We start from the raw sequence: 22158 nt of genomic DNA on the forward strand, positions 1-22158 counted from the left end.
ATCCAAAAAGAAAACGGGCGGTCATCACGACCGCCCGTTTTTATTCAATCAGACTTCTGATCCTTGATCAGTTGCCAAAGCCGAAGTCATCAGCATCCAGATCATCCGGATCATTGACCCCCATCAGCGTGACAGAGGCATCATTGCCCAGTTCAATGACGACATTGCCATCGGTATCGAGATGCATGTCATTGAGGACCTGGTTGAAGTTGTTGTAGTTCCACTCCGACAGATCGATGATGTCTTCGCCCGGCTTGAAGTCGGTAATGATGTCATGCCCATCAGCTTTGCCGATCTGGAAGGTATCCCAACCAGTCCCGCCGGTCAGCGTATCATCACCGGCACTGCCATAAAGATGGTCATCGCCCGAACCACCCAGCAACAAATCATCACCGGCATTGCCCCAAAGCGTATCGTTACCGGCACCGCCATCAAGGGTGACATCGCCATAGCTTTCGGTGTCGCTGGTCAGATCAATGATGTCGTTACCATCACCTGCCTCGATCACTTCGATCCCGCTGATGCGGACATTGGCATCACCGTCACTGACGTCATCATCGAGGAACAGGGCGTCATTGCCGCTGGTCATTTTCAGGGTGTCGACACCCTCACCACCGGTGAAGACATCGTTCGACTGGTTATAGCCACCCAGATTGACCGTCTCGCCAGTACCAGTGTCGCCACCCTCATTATGGCCCCAGCCATTGCCATGGAAATGGTGATGACCCCAGCCACTGTCGTTCTGATGACCATCTTCGCCGGGTGACCCGTTGTTCACGGCATACCAGTTGTTATCCCAAACGCCATCGGCGTTGTATTGCAGGACATCATCACCGGCCCCGCCATTGAGAACATCCTGACCGGCACCGCCCGTGATCGTATCAGCACCCGAACCACCCCACAGGGTGTCGTTCCCAGTACCGCCATCAATCACGTCATCGCCGGCGTTGCTCCAGACGATGTCATCGCCAGTGCCACCAAGGATGGTTACATCACCATAAGACAGCGTATCACTGGTCAGATCGATGATGTCATCGCCGTTACCGGCATCGATCACTTCGATATTGGAGATGCGCGGGCTGGTGCCCGGATCGGTCAGGCGATCTTCAAGGAACAGGGCGTCGTTGCCGCTGGTCATTGCCAGGGTATCGGTGCCCGAACCGCCATCAATGATGTCTTCGGAACGGTTATAGCCCGAAAGATTGATCTGTTCGTTGGTGCCATCCATCCCCGGATCGCCAACGTTTTTCGCAGCATAACTGCCGGTCCAGCTCGCATCCTTCTGGTATTCGATGTAATCGTCGCCAGCACCGGCATCGATCAGGTCCGAACCGCGGCCACCATTGATGCTGTCATTGCCATTGCCGCCCCAGATGGTGTCATCCCCGTCGTCACCGCCAAGGATGTCATTGCCATCAAGACCCGACAGCAGGTTCGCGCCATCGTCACCAAACAGGTAATCGTTGAAGTTCGAACCAATCAGGTCTTCGATCGAGCTTAGCTTGTCATTCCCAACGCTGCTGCTTGCGGTGCCGCTTTCAAGATTTGCGGCAACTGCTGTGGTCGAGTTGGCATAGCTTGCGGTATCGCGACCGGTACCCCCGACAAGGCTGTCATGACCAGCACCACCCATCAGGGTGTCATTGCCGGCATCGCCATACAGTTTGTCGTCGCCATTGCCGCCTTCGATGGTGTCATCGCCTTCGCCGCCATAGAGACGGTCGTTATTTTCACCGCCATCAATAACGTCGTTACCGTCACCACCAAGGATGCTGTCATCGCCGGTACCGCCATTGATGGTGTCATTGCCAGCTTCGCCATACAGCTTGTCCTGACCCTGACCACCGGTGATGGTATCAGCACCGTCACCACCCCAGACGCGGTCATCGCCCGAGCCACCATCAAGAGTGTCGTCGCCGGTGCCGCCCGTAATGCTGTCCTGGCCACTGCCGCCTTCGATCAGGTCGTTGCCGTCATCACCCGAAAGCGTGTCATCGCCGTCACCACCATACAGGCTGTCATTGCCTTCCATGCCGGAAATCGTGTCCTGACCATTCAGGCCATAGACGGTGTCATCGCCGGCAAGGGCAGCAATCGTGTCGTTGTTGCTGGTGCCATAAAGCAGATCATCATACGGCGTCGGGCCGGAGGCCTGTTCTACACCGACAAACATATCCGCCTTAAGCTGGCTCATCGAGATGCCAACAAGCGTCAGCGTGCCCTGACCATTGAGGTTGATGACGATGTCGTTGCCGACCTGGCTCATCTGTTCTTGTAGATCACCCCAGTCATCAATGTCGAGCGACGCCAGATTGATCTTGTCTTCATTAATGCTGAAGTCGGTAACGACCTTATTGCCGGAATTGTTCGATACGATAATTTCATCCGCACCCGTACCGCCGGTATAGGTGTCATCACCCGCACCGCCGTCAAGCGTATCGTTACCCGAACCACCAAGAAGCGTATCGGTGCCATCGGTTCCGGTCAGGGTGTCGTTCCCGACCCCACCATCGAGAAGATCATTACCATTGCCACCCGACAGAACGTCATCACCGTCGCCACCGAGAAGCGTATCGTCACCATCACCGCCAAGGAGGGTATCGTTGCCGATGCCACCATCAAGGGTGTCATTGCCAGCATCCCCCGACAGCAGGTCATTGCCAGCACCGCCAGCGATGCTGTCATTGTCATCACCGCCATACAGAACGTCGTCGCCGCCTTCGCCATCAAGCGAATCATTACCGGCCGATCCGTAAATGGTGTCGGTTTCATCGCCACCGGTGATGGTGTCGTCACCTTCCATGCCGTCGATGTAATCATCCCCGCCGCCGCCATCCATGACGTCGTTACCGGCATGACCGATCAGGGTATCGTCACCGGCATTGCCTTCGATGACGTCATCGCCTTCATTGCCTTCGAGACTGTCGTTACCCGAACCACCGGAAATCACATCATTGCCGCTGCCGCCGGTGATGGTGTCATTACCATCGCCACCCGAAAGAGTATCGTTGCCTTCCATGCCATTGAGCGTGTCATTGCCCGCACCGCCATCGACGGTGTCATCTCCGGCAAGGGCGTCGATATAATCATCCTCGCTGGTGCCCAGCAGGACATCGTCAAACTGAGTCGGGCCACCATCATTTTCGATACCGACAAACATGTCGGATGAAACATCATTCAGGCGGACACCGCGCAGCGTGACAGAGCCCTGATCGCCAAGATCAATGACCGTGTTGCCATTCACTTCGGACAGAAGCGGGGCCAGTTCCGACCAGGTACTGATATCGAGCGCATCGAGCGAGATCTGATCGACGCTGGTATTGAAGTCAATGACGACCTTGTTACCGATCAGGCTGGTGACCTGAACAACGTCGGCCCCCGAACCGGTATGGATGACGTCATCGCCGGCACCGCCATCGATGGTATCGTTGCCCTGATCGCCATAAAGCGTGTCGTTGCCCGCACCACCGTCAAGGTAGTCGTCGCCACGTTCGCCATGCAGCGTATCATTACCTTCGCCGCCGATCAGGGTATCGGCACCATCGCCAGTCCAGATGACATCGTTGCCGGCGCCGCCATCGACGGTGTCTTCGCTGATGTCGGCTTCGACATTGTCAAACGTGTCATTACCCGCACCCAGATCAACTTCGTTGTTCTGGCTGTTGCCATAGACATAGTCGTCATGGGCGGATGCGATGACCTTTTCGAAGTTGGCAAGGATATCACCAACCGCATCGCCGCCAAAGGCACGTCCGCCCTCACCCGGGTTATGGGTATGGGCGTCGGTGTCACCAAGGAAGATTTCAACGCCTTCGTCGGATCCTTCGTAACTGATGGTGTCGCGGCCTTCACCACCATCAAGATAGTCGCCACCTGCGCCACCTTCGATGGTGTCATCACCCGCACCACCGATCAGCGTGTTGGCGCCACTTGATCCGGTCAGAACATCGTCGCCATCTGATCCGATGACATTTTCGATGTTGCTGATCGCATCCGTTCCGGTCTCGGCCGAGGTCGCGCTACCAGCCGACAGATCCACTGTCGAACCGTTGGCAGCAGACATATCAAGCGTATCTTCGCCGGCGCCACCATCAAGGGTGTCGTCGCCAGAAGACGCCATCAGGGTATCGTTACCCGCACCGGCATCGACCACGTCGTTGCCCGCACCATCATCAATGACATCCGCACCATCGCCAGCGGCAATCGTGTTGTTGGCCGCGTCACCGGTAATGGTGTCTGCCGCGGCACTGCCGATCACATTTTCAAAGCCGGAAATGGTGTCATTGCCGGTTTCAGAACTGCTTGCCGTACCGGCCACAAGGTCAACCGTGGCGCCGCTGGTGGCATCACTGAGATCAAGGGTGTCGTTACCTTCGCCACCGGCAAGAGTGTCATCACCTGCACCTGCCATGACGGTATCGTTGCCCGCACCACCATCAACGATATCCGCACCGGCACCGGCAGTGATCACGTCGCTGCCGTCACCGCCATTGATGGTGTCATTGCCTTCGCCGCCATCAAGGATGTCGTCACCGGCACCACCTTCAAGCAGGTCATCGCCCGCACGACCCGACAGGATGTCGTTACCAAGGCCGCCGGTCAGGGTGTTGTTATCGTCCGAGCCGGAAAGCCTGTCGTTGCCATTCGAGCCAATCAGGTTTTCGATGCCCGAAAGCTTGTCGGTTTCGGTTGTGCCGACCTTGGCCGTGCCGGTCGCAAGATCGGCATTTACCGGGTTGCTTGCGTTGCTGTAATCAGCGGTATCAACGCCTTCGCCACCAATCAGGGTGTCGTTTCCAGCACCGCCCGACAGCGTATCGTCACCGGCACCACCATCAAGAATGTTGGATTTCGCATCACCAGCGATTGTGTCGTCGTGATCAGAACCGATGACGTTTTCGACATGATAGATCGCGTCATTCCCGGCACCACCGGTCGCGGTGTAGTTCGCCAGATCAACATCAACAGCAGACGTCGCATCGTCGTACATGACGACGTCTTCATCTGCACCACCGACAATGATGTCATTGCCCGCACCACCGCGCAGGGTATCGTCGCCGATACCACCCTGCAGCGTATCATCGCCAACGCCACCATTGATGATGTCGTCGCCATAGCTGCCATCAAGGTAATCGTTACCCGCACCACCATGCAGGTTGTCATGACCAAGTTCACCATTGATGGTGTCGTCACCGGCGTTACCCCAAAGGGTATCGTTACCCGCACCACCATTGATGGTGACATCGCCATAGGAAAGGGTGTCACTGGTCAGGTCGACAACGTCATCGCCAGAACCGGCATTAATGACCTCGACCCCGTCAAGGCGTGCGCCGTCGGTCGTGGTTTCATCGACGGTGGTGTCGAAGCTGATCGAGCGGACAAAGAAGTCACTGCTGTCAGAACCGGTCGAGCCATTGGCATACGGCTCGCTTTCAAATGCGATATAGCGGAATTCGACCGCATTGCCAGTACCATCGGTGGCGTTGATGGTTGCCGTGCCGACACCGTTGCTGGTGTAGTTGACGGTGCTGTCATCAAGCGTGCCGGATGCGACAAGGTTGCCATCGGCATCAAAGGCCTTCCATGACCCGATCTCACCGCCGCCTTCACCGGCCATCAGGTTGGAAACCTGAACCGTGGCTGTTGAGGCATCCGAACCAAGATCGACAACGATGGCTTCGCTTTCGCCGGACTGGGCATCGTGGTTGATCTGACCACCAGCGATGCCGCCGCCGTCATTACCGATGCCATTGCCATCAAAGTTGACCGCGTCATCCGCCGCCGCGAGGTTCAGCTTGCCATCGACATCGACATAGGACGTTCCAAAGTCAAAGGCATAGAGGTTGGCATCGGACCAAGCCGCCTGAACATCAGCGGAGCTTGCCGATTCTGTCAGGCCAAGGGTGCGGGTTTCGGTCGTCGGCGTGGTGGTTTGACCATCACGAAGTTTCGAACCATCGAGAACCAGTGCGTCCTCACCATCGGACATATCAAGGGTGTCATTACCCTCGCCACCGATAAAGGTATCGTCAGAGATGTTCTTACCGCTGATATCAGCAACATCCCCGGTGCCATCAACACCCGGGCTGCCAGTGTTTTCGGTTGTATCACCGCTGGTGGCTGTGCCGTCTGCTTCGAAGTTCAGGACGTCGTCGCCTGCACCGCCATCAAGGGTATCGTCACCGGCACCGCCGCTGAGTTCGTCATTGTCGGCCCCACCCGAAAGGGCGTCGTCGCCTTCACCACCGGTCAGCGTATCGTTGCCTGCACCACCATCAAGGCTGTCACTGCCCGAACCGCCGTCAAGGGTGTCGGCACCGTCATTGCCAAGCAGGGTGTCATCGCCCGCACCACCGGCAACCGTGTCATCACCGGCAAGGGCATCGATGGTGTCATCATCATCGGTCCCTTGCAGGGTATCGTCGTACGGGGTCGCGCCATCAGTGATGTTGTTGAAATCATCAGCACTCAGGTCGCTGAGAGCAACATTGACGAAGGTCACCGTACCGCCAGCAGGCAGGGTCAGGACCGCGTTACCGTCGCCGTTCTCACTTAGCAGCGGAACCAGATCACCCCAGCTTTCGAGGCCAAGATCATCAATCGAGATTTTGTCTTCGCCAGGAGTGAAGTCGCTTACGACATCATCATCGGTGCCATCGGCAAAGATGAAGGTATCGGAGCCAGCACCACCGGCAACCGTGTCATCGCCAGCACCGCCGTCGATGGTGTCGTTGCCTGCGCCGGCCTTGATGACGTTATCGCCGTTCGATCCGGTAATCTGGTCATCACCGGCACCGGTCGTGACATTTTCGATGTTAGAGAACTGATCATTGCCGGTTTCAGTCGAGCTTGCCGTGCCCGCACCAAGATCGACAACCGCACCACCGGTTGCGTTCGACATATCAAGGGTATCAGTGCCGTCGCCACCATCAAGGCTGTCATTGCCTGCACCGGCAATGACCGTATCGTCACCGGCACCACCCAGGACAAGGTCGCTGCCCGCGCCGTCGGAAATGACGTCATTGCTTGCACCGCCATCGATCAGATCGATGCCATCGCCGCCATCAATGGTATCGGCACCGGCACCAGACGAAATGGTGTCATCGGCGCTGCTGCCGGTAATGACATCGTCACCTGTACCGGTGGTGACATTTTCAAAGCCGGAAATGACGTCATCGCCGGTTTCGCTGCTTTGAGCAGTGCCATCCTGCAGATTGACCGCGATGTCAGCCTCGACATCGGACATATCAAGCGTGTCAAAGCCGTCACCCCCCGAAAGGGTATCGTTGCCAGCACTGCCGACCACTGTGTCATTGCCTGCACCGCCATCAACGATGTCATTTCCTGCACCGGCATTGATGTGATCATTGCCATCACCACCGCTGATGCTGTCATTGCCTTCGTTGGTCCAGACGGTGTCGTCACCCGTTCCGGCATCAACCGATACATCGCCATAGGAATCCGTCTGGCTGGTCAGGTCGACAACGTCGTCGCCAGCTCCCGTGTCGATGACTTCGACGCCGGAAATCGACGGTGCGTTCGATCCATCGGCATGATCGTTATCGAGAATGATCGCGTCGCCACCCGATGTCCCGAGAAGGGTATCGATGCCTTCGCCGCCATCAAACTGATCATCGCTTAGACCAAGGCCCTCAAGGTCGGCAACATCACCTGTACCATCAACGCCCGGGCTGCCGGCATGGTCGGTTTCATCACCGGCCTGGCCAATACGGTCCGCTTCGAACTGAAGAACATCGTTACCGTCGCCGCCATCAAGGGTGTCAGATCCTTCGCCACCGCCGAGCGTATCATTGCCGCCACCGCCAATCACGGTGTCATCACCCGAACCACCACCGACAGTGTCATCACCATCGCCGCCGTCGACGGTGTCGTTTCCGTCGCCACCGTCGACCGTGTCATTCCCGGCACCGCCGCCGACAGAGTCATTACCACTGCCACCGCCAAGGGTGTCTTCACCCGGCGTGCCGACATTGTCGATACCGGTAAAGTGATCCGGGGTCAGGTCACCAACGGCCACACCCGACAGGGTCACCGTGCCGCCAGATGGCAGGGTAATAACCGCACCGTCAGGGCCGTCAGACAGCAACGGTTGCAGATCGGTCCAGGCCGAAATGCCCAGATCCGGCAGCGAAATCGTATCCGACGTCAGATCGAAATCAGTGACAAGGTCGGTATCCGTACCGTCTTCGAAGACAAACGTATCGGCACCTTCACCACCTGAGAGCGTATCGTCACCTTCACCACCATCAAGTGTGTCGTTGCCAGCCCCACCATCAATGATGTTGGCATCATCCGAACCGTTGATCACATCGGCATCGTTAGAGCCGGTGACATTTTCGAAGTTCGCAATACTGTCCGATCCGGTATTGGCACCACTTGCCGTACCAGCCGCCAGATCGACATTCACTCCACCCGTGGTGCCAGAAAGATCAAGGGTATCAATACCGTCGCCGCCATCGATGTCGTCATTGCCGCCATCAAGGGTAACGGTGTCATTGCCCGCACCGGCATCAATCGTGTTATCGCCGGACGATCCGGTAATGGTGTCATCACCATCGGTGGCGATGACATTTTCAAAGCCCGAAATGCTGTCACTGCCGGTTTCACCGCTGCTTGCGGTGCCTGCGCCAAGATCAATGGTCGCGCCATCAGCAGCGGACAGATCAAGCGTGTCATCGCCGTCGCCGCCCAGCAGGACGTCATCGCCAGCACCGGCTTTAATGGTGTCATTGCCGGTACCACCGTCGATGGTGTCAGAACCTTCGCCGCCATCAAGAACGTCGTCACCCGCACCACCATCAAGGGTATCGTTGCCGGCACCGCCATTGATGTTGTCGGCACCTTCGCCGCCCAGAAGGACGTCATCACCATCGTTTGACCAGATGGTGTCATCGCCCGCGCCGCCCTCAACCGTGACATCGCCATAGGAATGGGTGTTGCTGGTCAGGTCGACGACGTCATTGCCGTCACCAGCATCGATGTTTTCGATATCAACGATGGACGGGTTGGCCGCACCGTTTTCATGATCGCGATCAAGAATGATCGCATCGTCACCGGAACCGGCAACCAGCGTGTCATTGCCTTCGCCGCCAACGAAACTGTCATCAGACAGGTTCTTGCCCGAGATATCGGCAACTTCGCCAGTCCCATCGGTGGTTGGGCTGCCGACATGGTCGGTGGTGTCGCCATCTGCGGCAATATTTTCACCTTCAAACGACAGAACGTCATCACCGGCACCGCCATCAATCAGGTCGGCACCTTCGCCACCGGCAAGCGTATCATTGCCCGCACCGCCCGAAAGCGTATCGTTTCCGGCACCACCAGAAAGGATGTTGTCACCGGTCGACCCGGTCAGGGTGTCATCACCCGCACCACCTGTCGCACCTTCGATACCGTCAAGGGTATCGGTGCCATCGGTCGCTGTACCGGTGCCGTTTTCAAGATCGACAACCACACCATCGGTCTGGTCGGAATAATCGACGATATCGTCGCCTTCGCCGCCGATCAGGGTATCGTTACCCGCGCCGCCCGAAAGCGTGTCATTGCCTGCGCCACCATCAATGACGTTGTCGAATTCGTTGCCCGCCAGGGTGTCATCATGGTCGGACCCGATCAGGGTCTCGAAACCATCAAGCGTGTCATTGCCCGCACCACCGGTTGCAGTACCGGCATCAAGGTCGACATTCACGCCACTTTCAGAGTCTTCGTAGGACAGGACATCTTCGCCTTCGCCGCCGATCAGCGTGTCATCACCGTCATTGCCAAAGACCGTGTCATTGCCTGCACCACCATCAAGGATGTTGGCATTTTCATCACCGATCAGAACATCGTCACCATTACCGCCGGTAACGTTTTCGATGCTTTCAAGGGTATCGTTGCCAGCCTCACCCGTCGCGGTGCCTGCACCAAGGTCAACGGTGACGCCATCAGAGGTGTCGGAATAATCGGCGGTATCACTGCCATCGCCGCCGCGCAGGGTATCGTCACCTGCGCCACCGATCAGCGTGTCATTACCCTCGTCGCCATAGATATCATCATCACCGGCCTGACCGTCGACGATGTCGTCGCTTTCAAGGGCATGGATTTCGTCACTGATCTGGCTACCGGTGATGTCATCTTCGAACTCGGTGCCAAAGATGGCGTCATAGCCAAAGAAGTTTTTCTGACCAAGATCATCGACCGAGACACCTTCAAGGGTGATGCTGTCGCCATCGCCAAGGGTGATGACGGCATTGCCGTTTTCATCATCGGCCATCTGGTCACGAAGGGTGGCATAATCCTCGATGCCGTAGGCCGACAGATCGATGATGTCTTTTTCAACGTCAAAGTCGGTAACGGTGTCATGACCGCTACCAGGCTCAAGCACGATCAGATCTTCGCCTTCGCCGGTGATCAGGACATCATCGCCCGAACCGCCAACGAGGGTATCGTTGCCCGAACCACCATCAAGGGTGTTGATCCCGTCGCTGCCAACAAGGGTATCGGTGTAGTCGGTGCCGATGACGCGTTCGAAGTTACGAACAATGTCGTCCCCGCCGCCACCGGTCGCATATTCCTTGACCAGATCGACCGTGACACCAGCATCGACATTGGAATAGTCGACTGTATCGATATCATTCTCGCCGTTACCACCATCAAGGATGTCATCCCCGGCATCGCCAAAGACCCAGTCGCTGCCAGCGCCGCCTTCGACAATATCGTCGCCTTCGCCACCGCTGATGGTGTCGTTGCCAGCTTCACCCAGAAGGATGTCGCCACCGGCACCACCATCGATGATGTCGTCGCCTGCACCACCGCTGATTTCGTCAATGCCTTCGCCGCCATCAATAACGTCATTGCCAGCACCACCATTGATCGCGTCGCCACCGGCACCGCCGGAAATGGTGTTGTTGCTCTCGTCACCGGCAATCTTGTCGTTGAAGTCGGAACCAACGACGTTTTCGATGTCGACCAGCGTATCATTGCCCTGACCGGTTGCGATGCCCGCCCCCAGATCGACATCAACGCCCTGATCCGCACTGCTGTAATCGGCGGTATCGGAACCTTCGCCGCCATCAAGCACATCATCGCCCGCGCCACCGACAAAGGTGTCATCACCTGCAAGACCGGTTAGGGTGTTGTTTTCATCATTGCCCGACAGGGTATCGTCAAACAGGGTACCGGTGACGTTTTCAATACTTTCAAGGACGTCATCGCCGTCACCACCGGTGACTGTTCCCGCCTCAAGGTCGGCATTGATACCTGCGCCTTCGGTCGAGTAATCGGCGGTATCGTTACCGTCGCCACCACGCAGCAAATCCGATCCAGCATTACCAACCAGCGTATCATTGCCGATACCACCATCGACGGTATCGTTGCCTTCGCCTCCGATCAGGCGGTCATTGCCGGCACCACCATCAATCGTGTCGTCGCCTTCAAGGGCGTTGATGATGTCATCGCCACTACCGCCGATCATTTCATCGGCATTCTCAGACCCGAGCTGGACTTCAACACCGATGAAGTTGTCTGCGCTAAGCTCTGACGGAGTGACGCCTTGCAGCGTGATGGTGTCACCACTGTCAAACGTGATGGTCAGATCACCATTGGCGTCCGTGCCAAACATTTTCTCAAGCGCACCATAACCAGCAATGTTGAAACTGGTCAGGTCAATGGTATCGGCGAGCGGATTGAAATCAGTAACCGTATCCTGCCCGTCGCCCGGATTGAATATCACCTGGTCCGAACCGCTTCCAAGCGTCAGCGTGTCATCACCCGCACCGGCATCAAAGGTGTCATCCCCTGCACCCCCGATAAAGGTATCGCTCTGTTCACCACCGATAAAGGTGTCGCTGAACTCGGAACCACGGATCGCCTCAATACCCTCAAGGGTATCGGTTCCGGTTGCAGTGCCGGATACGGTATTGTTGCTGGTATCAACTGTGACGGCAGACTGAGAGTCGACATAGCTTGCAGTATCCAAGCCTTCGCCACCAATTAGGCGGTCATCACCGGCACCCGACTGCAAGGTGTCGTTGCCTGCGCCACCATCGAGCGTGTCACTGCCGGCACCGCCTGAAATGATATCATTTCCAGCGCCACCTTCGACAAGGTCATCTCCGCTGCCAGAAGAAATGACGTCGTCACCTTCACCGCCAAGAACGGTATCCGCCCCGTCACCGGTATTGATGGTGTCATTACCCGCACCGCCATCGACAATATCGGCGCCCTCGCCGGTGGTGATAACGTCACTACCGTCGCCGGCATTGACGGTGTTGTCGCCGTTACCTGCATTGATAACGTTGCCATTGTCGTCGCCAGTGATCAGGTCATCGCCGTCGCCGGTCGTGACATTTTCAATATTGGTAAAGGTGTCGGTATCAATGCCATTGGTGGCTGTGCCGTCGGTGAAATCAACGGTCTGGTCGCCGGAGATATCACTCAGATCGAGGGTATCGTTCCCTGCACCACCGTCGATGGTGTCGCTACCAACACCGCCGCGCAGCGTATCATTGCCAGCACCGCCCAGAAGGACGTCATCGCCGGCACGACCATCAAGGATGTCATTGCCCGCTTCACCTGACAGTGTGTTGCGTCCACCATCCCCACGCAGGGTATCCGCGCCAACGGTACCAGTGATGTTTTCAAAGTTCGAAATCGTATCACTGGTGCTGGTTCCGCCCGTCTGAAGATCAACTGAAACACCTGACTCACCGGTAAACGAGAGGGTATCTTCGCCCTCGCCTCCGTCAAGCGTATCGTTACCCGCACCGCCGGAAATAGTATCGTTGCCAGCGCCACCTTCGACAACGTCATTCCCGGCACCACCGGTGATGCTGTCATCGCCGTCGCCGGCAAGAATGGTGTCGTTGTTGCCACCACCGGTGATGACGTCATCATGGTCAGATGCAATGATCTGTTCGATGCCGCTAAAGGTGTCGGTACCGGTATCTTCACCGGTTGCCGTGTTGGTGCCCAGATTGATATTCAGGCCGGACGCAGCATCCGAGTAATCAAGCGTATCGGCACCCGAACCACCAATATAAGTGTCATCGCCAAGTTCACCGACGAAGCTGTCATCGCCTGCGCCGCCATCAAGGATGTCGTCTCCAGCACCGCCGATCAGCATGTCGTTACCGGCACCGCCAGTGATCACGTTATCGGCTTCGTCGCCCGTGATGGTGTCATTAAATTCTGTACCGGTGACGTTTTCGAAACCGGAAATCGTGTCATTGCCATCTGCGCCGGTCGCAGTTCCAGCAGACAGATCAATGTTCTGCGCCCCGGTTGCCTCGGAATAATCAAGGGTATCGGTCCCTTCACCACCCGACAGGGTGTCATCACCCGAGCCACCGGAAATCACGTCATTGCCAGCGCGACCTTCAATCGTGTCATTACCCGCCCCACCCGACAGGGTATTGGCTGCATCCGAACCACCGATGCTGTCATTGGCATCCGAGCCAATCACGTCTTCGATATTGCTCAGCAGATCGGTACCGTCAGATTTGGCGGCCGAACCGGCTTCAAGGTCAACATCAACGCCGGTTTCGCTGTTGCTGTAATCAATCACGTCCTGACCGGCGCCACCATCGATCACGTCATCACCGGCACTGCCGTTGATAATGTCGTTCCCGCCGCCAGTCAAAATGGTGTTATCACTATCCGAACCGGTAATAACGTCGTTCCGGTTCGAACCGACTACATTTTCAACATTAAGAACCGTATCACCAGTCTCTTCGTCGGTTTTACCCGTCGCAAGGTCGAGGGTTACCCCCTGCTCTGCGCCGGAGTAATCAACCGTATCAATCCCGTCACCACCATCAATCAGGTCTTTGCCAAGGCCACCGATCAGGGTGTCGTCACCGGCACCACCAAGAAGGGTGTCGTTACCTTTGCCACCTGACAGAATGTCATCACCCCCCTCACCGGACAGGACGTTGTTCCCCTGATCACCCGTGATGGTGTCATCAAAATCAGAGCCGCTGAGATTTTCGATACCCGAAAGCGTATCATTGCCAAGCCCGGTTACAGTGCCCGCGCCCAGATCAGCCGTAATACCGCCAGTCGCATTACCGTAATCAACGCCATCAACCCCGGTACCACCGCGCAGCACATCATCGCCGCCACTTGCGATCAGGGAGTCATTGCCTGCGCCAGCATCAATCGTGTTGGCACCAGCATCGCCAATCAGAATATCGTCGTGGGCCGAACCGGTGACGTTTTCGATGCTTTCAAGCGTATCTTCACCCGCCGCACCACTTGCCGTTTGTGCAGCAAGGTCAACAGTAACCCCGCCCTCGGCATTGGTGTAACTTGCGGTATCTTTGCCCGCACCGCCCGACAGGGTGTCATCCCCGCCCAGTCCTTCAAGAAGGTCGTCACCTTCGCCGCCTGCGAGGATGTTATCGACATCAGAACCAATCAGGACATCATTGCCCGCACCGGCAACGATGTTTTCGACATTCCGAATCTGATCATTGCCACTTTGTGCCGCGGCCGTCCCGGCGTTGAGATTGACATTGATACCAGCAGTTTCGTCGGAATAATCAACTGTATCGACGCCTGTGCCACCATCCAGGATATCATCACCTTGACCGCCAATCAGGGTGTCGTCGCCAGCACCGCCAAAGATGCTGTCATCGCCTTGAACACCATCAATGATGTCGTTGCCATCAAGACCCGACATCGTGTCCCGACCATCGGTCCCCGACATGGTGTCATCACCAGACGTTCCGACAATGTCACGCACCCCGATGAAGTTGTCTGCGGTGATATCTTCAAGGCTGACACCTTCAAGCACCATCGATGTGCCTTCGCCGAAATCGATGACAAGGTCACCGTTTTCGTTTTCGGACATCATCTCGTAAAGCGCGCCGTAGGTATCAACACCCAGAGCACGAATATCAATCTGGTCCTCGCCAACGGCAAAGTCGGTGATGGTATCGGTTCCGGCATCCGGACCAACAACGTAAACATCCGACCCCGTCCCACCGGTCAGGGTGTCATCACCCGCACCACCGGTGATGGTATCAGCACCGGCCCCGGCATTGATAACGTTGTTACCGTCATCGCCGGTGATGATATCGGCCTGGCCAGAACCGATGACATTTTCAACGCCACTAATGCTGTCAGTACCGCCGGCATTGCTCGCCGTTCCTGCCGACAGGTCAACGTTAACCGCGCCGCCATTCGCATAGGTTACAGTGTCGTCGCCGTCGCCACCTTCTATGGTGTCACTGCCTGCGCCACCGATCAGAAGGTCGTCGCCGGCACCACCATCAAGGATGTCGTCACCCGAACCACCGGAAAGGGTGTTGTTGGCATCGTCACCAATCAGGGTGTCGTCGTGATCTGAACCCAGGACACTCTCAATGCTTTCAAGGGCATCGTTGCCAGCGGCACCGCTTGCAGTCCCCTCGGAAAGATCAACGGTTACAGAGCCGTCGGCATCGCTGTAGTCAGCTGTATCTGTACCATTACCGCCGACAAGGGTGTCATTGCCAAGGCCGCCGGCGAGTAAGTCGTTGCCCGAACCACCCAATACGGTGTCATTGCCTTCACCGCCTGAAAGCCTGTCATTGCCTGTCCCACCAAGCAATGCGTCATCACCGGCACCGCCGGAAATGGTGTCATTACCAGCACCGCCGGACAATGTGTTGGCACCATCATTTCCGATGATCGTGTCGTTCTGGTTTGAACCAAGAACATTTTCGATATCAATCAGTGTGTCTTCGTTCCCGACACCGCCGATGCCAGCTTCGAGATTGACTGAAACGCCATTGTCGGCCGAATAGTCAACCGTATCTTCGCCGTCACCACCGTCGATGACATCCCGACCCAAGCCGCCGGAAATGGTGTCATCACCGCTGTTACCGAAAATTGTGTCATCACCTGCACCGCCAGCAATCGTATCATTGCCCGCAAGGCCATCAATCACCTCGGCCGCCAAGGATCCCTGCAAAACATCATTACCCTCGGTCGCACCCAGGGTTTCAATGTCAATAAAGTTGTCCGCGGTCAGGTTTTCGGGTGAAACACCATTCAGGACGATAGTGCTGTCATTTATAGTGATGACTGCATTGCCCGCATTGTCCGTACCGAGCATTTTCTTGAGTGCTTCAAAGTTCGGAACATTGAAGCCAGCAAGATCAATCTTGTCTTCTGCCGGATTGAAATCTGTGATGACGGTCCGGCCAGTCTCGGTACCAAAGACAAAGGTATCAGCACCTTCACCGCCGGAAACAACATCGTTGCCGCCACCTGCAGTGATGGTGTCATCACCAGCGCCACCTTCGATGACGTTACTAAACTGATCGCCAGTCAGCACATCATCGAAATCCGAGCCGACAATATTTTCGACAGAGCTTAGCGTGTCGTTGCCATCCGCACCCGATGCCGTGCCCACAGCAAGATCGACATTTACGCCACCGGATGCATCGGCATAGGTAACGGTATCGGAGCCAAGACCACCAGAAATCCGGTCATTGCCGGCGCCACCCGCCATTGTATCGTTACCGGCACCGCCATTGAGCACATCATCGCCAGCACGACCATCAAGAACATCGTTACCTGCGCCGCCATCAAGCACGTTCGCAATGTCATCGCCGGCCAGAGTGTCGTTAAAGGACGAGCCCGTGACATTTTCAAAATTGGCAATTGTATCTGTGCCGTCAGACGCAGTTGCCTGTCCGGTCGCAAGGTCGACAACAACACCACCGTCAGCACCCTGATAGCTTAGGGTATCGTTACCATCGCCACCATCAAGATCATCATTGCCGGCACCGCCATTGATCGCATCGTCACCCGTACCGCCGGTAATAGTGTCAGTGCCGGTTCCACCGGTTATGAAATCATTGCCAGCACCACCATCAATCGTATCGTTTCCGGCACCGCCGGAAACCATATCGTTGCCGTCTTTGGCACTAATCACATCACTTCGGTTAGTACCAATCAGGACGTCCCTGTCCTCGGTACCTTCCAGCGAACGGATGCCCTTGAAATTGGCATAGGTCAGGCTATCGGGATTAACACCTTCAAGGGTAATGACGGCATCGCCGACCGTAATTGTCGCATTGCCCGCCGCATCTTCGCCGATAAAGTCGGCGACATCAGAGAACAGCTCAAGACCGTCAATACCCTGAATATCAATGACGTCGTTCACAGGATCGAAATCGGTTACGAGATCATTACCGCTGCCAGCCCGAACAACGAAGGTATCGGCACCCGATCCACCGGTCAGCGTATCGTCACCGCCGCGACCATCAATGGTATCGCTGCCCGCACCGGCGAAGAAGATATCGTCACCGCCGCTGCCCAGCATGGTGTCGCTGGCCGATGAACCCTCGATCTTCTCGAAACCGGAGATAACGTCGGTAGAGTCGTTTCCGGAAACCGTTCCTGCCTCGAGGTCAACCGTCACGGCCGACCCAGGACCTGTCACACCAGCGTTATAGCTTAGGGTATCGTTGCCCTCGCCACCAATCAGGGTGTCATCACCGGCACTTCCAAAGACCGTATCGTCGCCAGCACCGGTATCAATGATGTTGTCGGACGCGTTGCCATAAACCGTATCGTCACCGGAACCGGAAACAACGTTTTCAAAGCCCGAAAGGGTGTCATTGCCGTCACCGGTTGCCGCGCCGGTCGAGAGGTCAACCGTCACACCGCCATCAACGTCGGTGTAATCAACTGTATCGTTCCCAGCACCGCCAGAAAGGACGTCGTCACCGCCGCCACCGGAAATGGTGTCATCACCAGCCATGCCCGAAAGCGTATTCACACCGTCGTCACCGGAGATGACATCGTTGTTTGCAGACCCGGTAATATTTTCGATGTTGGACAGTTGCGTCGTGCCGGAACCCATCGTGGCGGTACCGTTCGCAAGATCGACATTCAGCCCCGACTCATTGCCAAAGGAAACCGTATCATTGCCATCACCACCGTCGACGGTGTCGCTACCGCCAACGCCGCGAATGACGTCATCCCCTGCGCCGGTCGAAATGACATTGGCGTCACTGGACGCAATGACAGTGTCATCGCCAGCACCAGTAATTACGTTCTCAACACTAATCAGTGTATCAGTTTCGCCGGTTTGGCCGTCACGCGCGGATCCATCCTCGAGATTAACTTCCTGACCGCTTTCGCGCGCACTCAGATCAAGTGTGTCACTGCCTTCACCGCCGATGAGGGTATCGTTGCCTTCTTCGCCAACAAACAGGTCGTTGCCTTCGCCGCCATCAAGGGTGTCATTGCCACCACGACCAACAAGCGTGTCATTGCCCGCACCGCCGCGCAAAACGTTGACACCGTTATCGCCGTAAAGTTCGTCATCATAGGCGGAACCAGTCGCATTCTCGATACGATCAAGAACATCGTTGCCATCGGCACCCTTCGCAGTCCCTGCGCCAAGGTCAACCTGAACACCGCCATTCGCACCGGAATAGTCGACGGTATCAATACCTTCCTGACCACGCAGGGTATCGTTACCTGCCCCGCCCGAAACCGTATCATCGCCATAGCCGCCAGAAATGACGTCATCGCCACCCCCACCGCTGAGCGTATCGTCACCGCCATACCCATAAAGCGCATCATTGCCGTCTGTCCCGGCACCGACGTCATTGTCTTCGGTTTCGAAAATGCGACCAAAACCGCGGAAATCATCCGCGGTCAGGCTGTCGCTGCTGACACCTTCAAGGGTGAGCGTGCCCTGATCCCCGAAATCGATAACGGTGTTGCCATTACCATCATCGGACATCATGGTTTGCAGGTTTGCAAAGTCCTGAATGCCGAGTTTGGAAAGATCTATAATGTCTTCCGAACCGGCAAAATCAGTGATCGTGTCATTGCCGAAATTCTCGGTCAGCTCAAAGTCATCGGCACCCGAACCACCGGTCAGGGTGTCATTACCCGCACCACCGGTCAGCGTATCGATGCCCGCACCGCCTTCAAGGACGTTGTCGGCATCATCACCCGCAATGTGATCGTCAAAGTCGGAACCGACGACGTTTTCCACCATCTGAACGACGTCATTGCCTGCTCCGCCCGTCGCGGTTTCATTGGCGAGGTCAACCGTGACGGCACTTTCAGCATCGCTATAGCTTACAGTATCGACACCACTGCCACCCTGGATGTGATCATCGCCCTGGCCCCCACGCAGGAAGTCGTCACCCGATCCACCCGCCATGACATCATTGCCGGAACCACCCACCAGAAGGTCGTTGCCAGCCCCGCCCTGCAGCACGTCGTCGTCATCGCCACCAAACAGGCTGTCGCTACCATCACCGCCCTGCAGGATGTCGTTGCCGCTTTCACCGCGCAGGACATCATTGCCGCCACCACCCTGCAAAAGGTCATTGCCAGCACCGCCTTCAAGCGTGTCATCGCCGTCATTGCCCTGAAGGGTGTCATTTCCGCCAGCCCCACCCAGAGTATCTGTCTCGCCGTCGCCCTGAACGACATCGGCCGCACCCGAAGGATTATTGTCAAAGGCGTTGGCATCGCCGTCATCGGCATCGGTTACGTCGCCATCCGCTTCACCCTCAGCACTGCCGGTTGTTTCACCACCCGTTGCGTCCTCGCCCGAGGCTGCATCGCCAGAGGTTTCTTGTCCGGCGTCACCTTCGGGTGCTGCGCCAGCTTCGCCGCCTTCGGTGGTATCGTCCGATGCGGTTTCTTCACCGGTGGTTTCTTGGCTTGCGGTCTCATCGGAAGTTGAACCCGCGTCAGACGCCTGATCGCCATCAGCGGCACCGTCGCCTGATCCTGTCTCGCCGGAGCCTTCTGACGGTGTTTCGTCGCTGCCTTCGCCAGTGGTTTGAGAACCAGCCTGTGCCTCAGTTGTCTCACCGCCGGTTTCCGAACCAGCTTCGGCACCCGCCTGGGCACCGGTGCCTGTATTGTCTTCTGTCTTCGGGCTGGTTTCGCCAGCCGGGCTGTCGGCACCGGCTTCGTCACCCGCGGTTTCTTCACTGGTCTCTGCTTCGCCAGAGGAAGCACCCGCGCCAGCGGTTTCATCGCCGGATGTCTCGCCAGTTGCTTCGTCTACCGGCTGCTCAGTACCTTCGCCCGCAGCATCACCGGAATCCGTACTGCCAGTATCGGTTGCACCACCTTCGGTATCGCCGGAACCCAGCGTATCTTCACCGCTGCCAGCAGAAGCACTTTCAGAACCAGTCTCTCCGCTGGTTTCGCCGCCAGATGTGGCTTCACCAGAGGTCTCGGTGCCCGTACCAGCTTCTGAACCTGCGCCAGAACCCGTATCAGAACCGTCAACGACTTCAGCGCTGTCAGAGCCTGAAGCTTCTTCTCCGCCGGTTGCGTCATCAGAATCGGAACCACCCGTAACGGGCTCCGTCTCACCTGATGCGGTTTCGCCTGTCGTGCTTCCACCGTCCGTCGATCCGGAAGTTTCGCCCGAAGACGCACCGGTTTCGTTACCGGTCGCTTCGGAACCGGATGCAGCACCTGAACCGCCATCGGTTGGTGTTTCCGACGCGCTATCGCCGGTGCTGCCCGTTTCGTCTGTGCTTTCTGAACCGCCAGATGTGGCCTCGCCCGAGGTGGTATCTTCCTGTGTTTCAGAACTGCCCGTTGAACCGGTTTCCGTTACCGCATCGCCAGTCGTGGTTTCACCGGAACTGCTGGAATCACTAGTGGCCCCGCCATCACTCTGGGTGGTTTCTTCACTACCGGATGCACCGGTCGCGCCATCACCGGAAGCCTCATTAGAAGCCCCGCCAGAGGTTTCACCAGAATCTGTCGAACCCGCTTCCCCGGTGCTGCCGGAACCAGTTTCCGTACCACCGGCTTCCGTACCGCCTGTGCCACTATCGCCTGTCGCATCACCGCTTGCGGCACCATCGGCTGAGCTACCGGTATCGCTTTGCGACGGCGTATCTTGCGCGTCATTTGTGCGACCAGCGCCGGACTCCAGATTGACTTCAACACCCTTATCAGACTGGCTGTAATCAAGGGTATTTTCGCCCGCGCCACCGTCAACAACGTCCGCACCGTCGCTTGCGGCAAAGGTGTCGTCACCATCACCACCCGACATGCTGTTATTGCCGGAATCACCCGTCAGAACATCATCACCCGATGAGCCACGGAGATTTTCAATATTTTCAAATGACGTCCGATTGGCACCGGTGGCATCGGTTGAGGAACCTTGCGAAAGATCGGCGCGTACACTGTCAGAAGCCCCGTCAAATGACAGGGTATCTTCGCCAGCACCGCCATCAATGCTGTCAACACCAGCGCCCGGCAAAATAACATCATCACCATCCGAACCGATGATGATGTCGTCGCCTGTCCCACCTTGAATCACATTGGCTTCGCCATCGGTGGAGGCAGCATCCCCGCCCTCGGTCGCGACATAAACTTCGTTGATCTGCGGGACATCCACCAGCGTCACATTGGCAAGATCTGCCTTCGACACGCCCTCGAAAATCACCTTGTCGCCGGTGGCAAACACGATGAAGGCATTGCCGGATGCATCTTCACTGGCCAGCGCCATGAGTTCGCTGACACTGTCGACGCCAAGGTCGCTGAGTGCCAACTCATCTTCGTCAATGTTGAAGTCGGTGATTGTGGTTTGCTCGAAACCACTTTGGAGCACGAAGGTATCGCGCCCTTCGCCGCCGGTAACAACATCCTCACCCTCGCCCGATTCGAGAATGTCGTCGCCTTCGCCACCAATCAGGGTGTTGTCACCACCATCGCCCACCAGAACATCGTCATAGGCAGTGCCAATCACGTTCTGGATGTTGGTGAAAACCTGCGTTGCAGCGGATTGAGAGTTGCCTTCGCCCGAAGAGCCTGCCCCAGAATCATTTTTGACCGCAGCAGAATCCCCTTCTGCGCGGTCATCAAGAACCTGATCAATATCGGTGTCGGTAATTCCAACACCATCGTCTTGGTTGGCGGGCGAGACCAAAACACATACTCCCTACATGGGAATTATTTTTACCAGTACTGCGGCGAACAATCGGCCCCAGAATCGACTTATACCGTAGTATAAATTAGATTTATGCGAATCATCAATAGAAAATGACTCGCCCGGGTACGGTTGATGCGTTTTTTCTCATATTTTCCGGCGTTTTGGAAGGAAAAAGCCCGGCCTGTCAGAATCTGTCAGGTTGTATAAATTCACCTGCCATGACCTAT

1 protein-coding gene is annotated in these 22158 nt (G+C 56.7%); it reads right to left on the reverse strand.

The genetic code is table 11. The annotated features are described in order from the left end of the window. Window positions 1–67: 67 nt before the first annotated feature. Window positions 68–21928, reverse strand: a complete 21861-nt coding sequence (locus tag TH4_RS03570; protein ID WP_064779916.1) for a M10 family metallopeptidase C-terminal domain-containing protein — start codon at window positions 21926–21928, stop codon at window positions 68–70. Window positions 21929–22158: the final 230 nt, after the last annotated feature.

Source organism: Thalassospira tepidiphila MCCC 1A03514 (assembly GCF_001662875.1).
GTDB lineage: Bacteria > Pseudomonadota > Alphaproteobacteria > Rhodospirillales > Thalassospiraceae > Thalassospira > Thalassospira tepidiphila.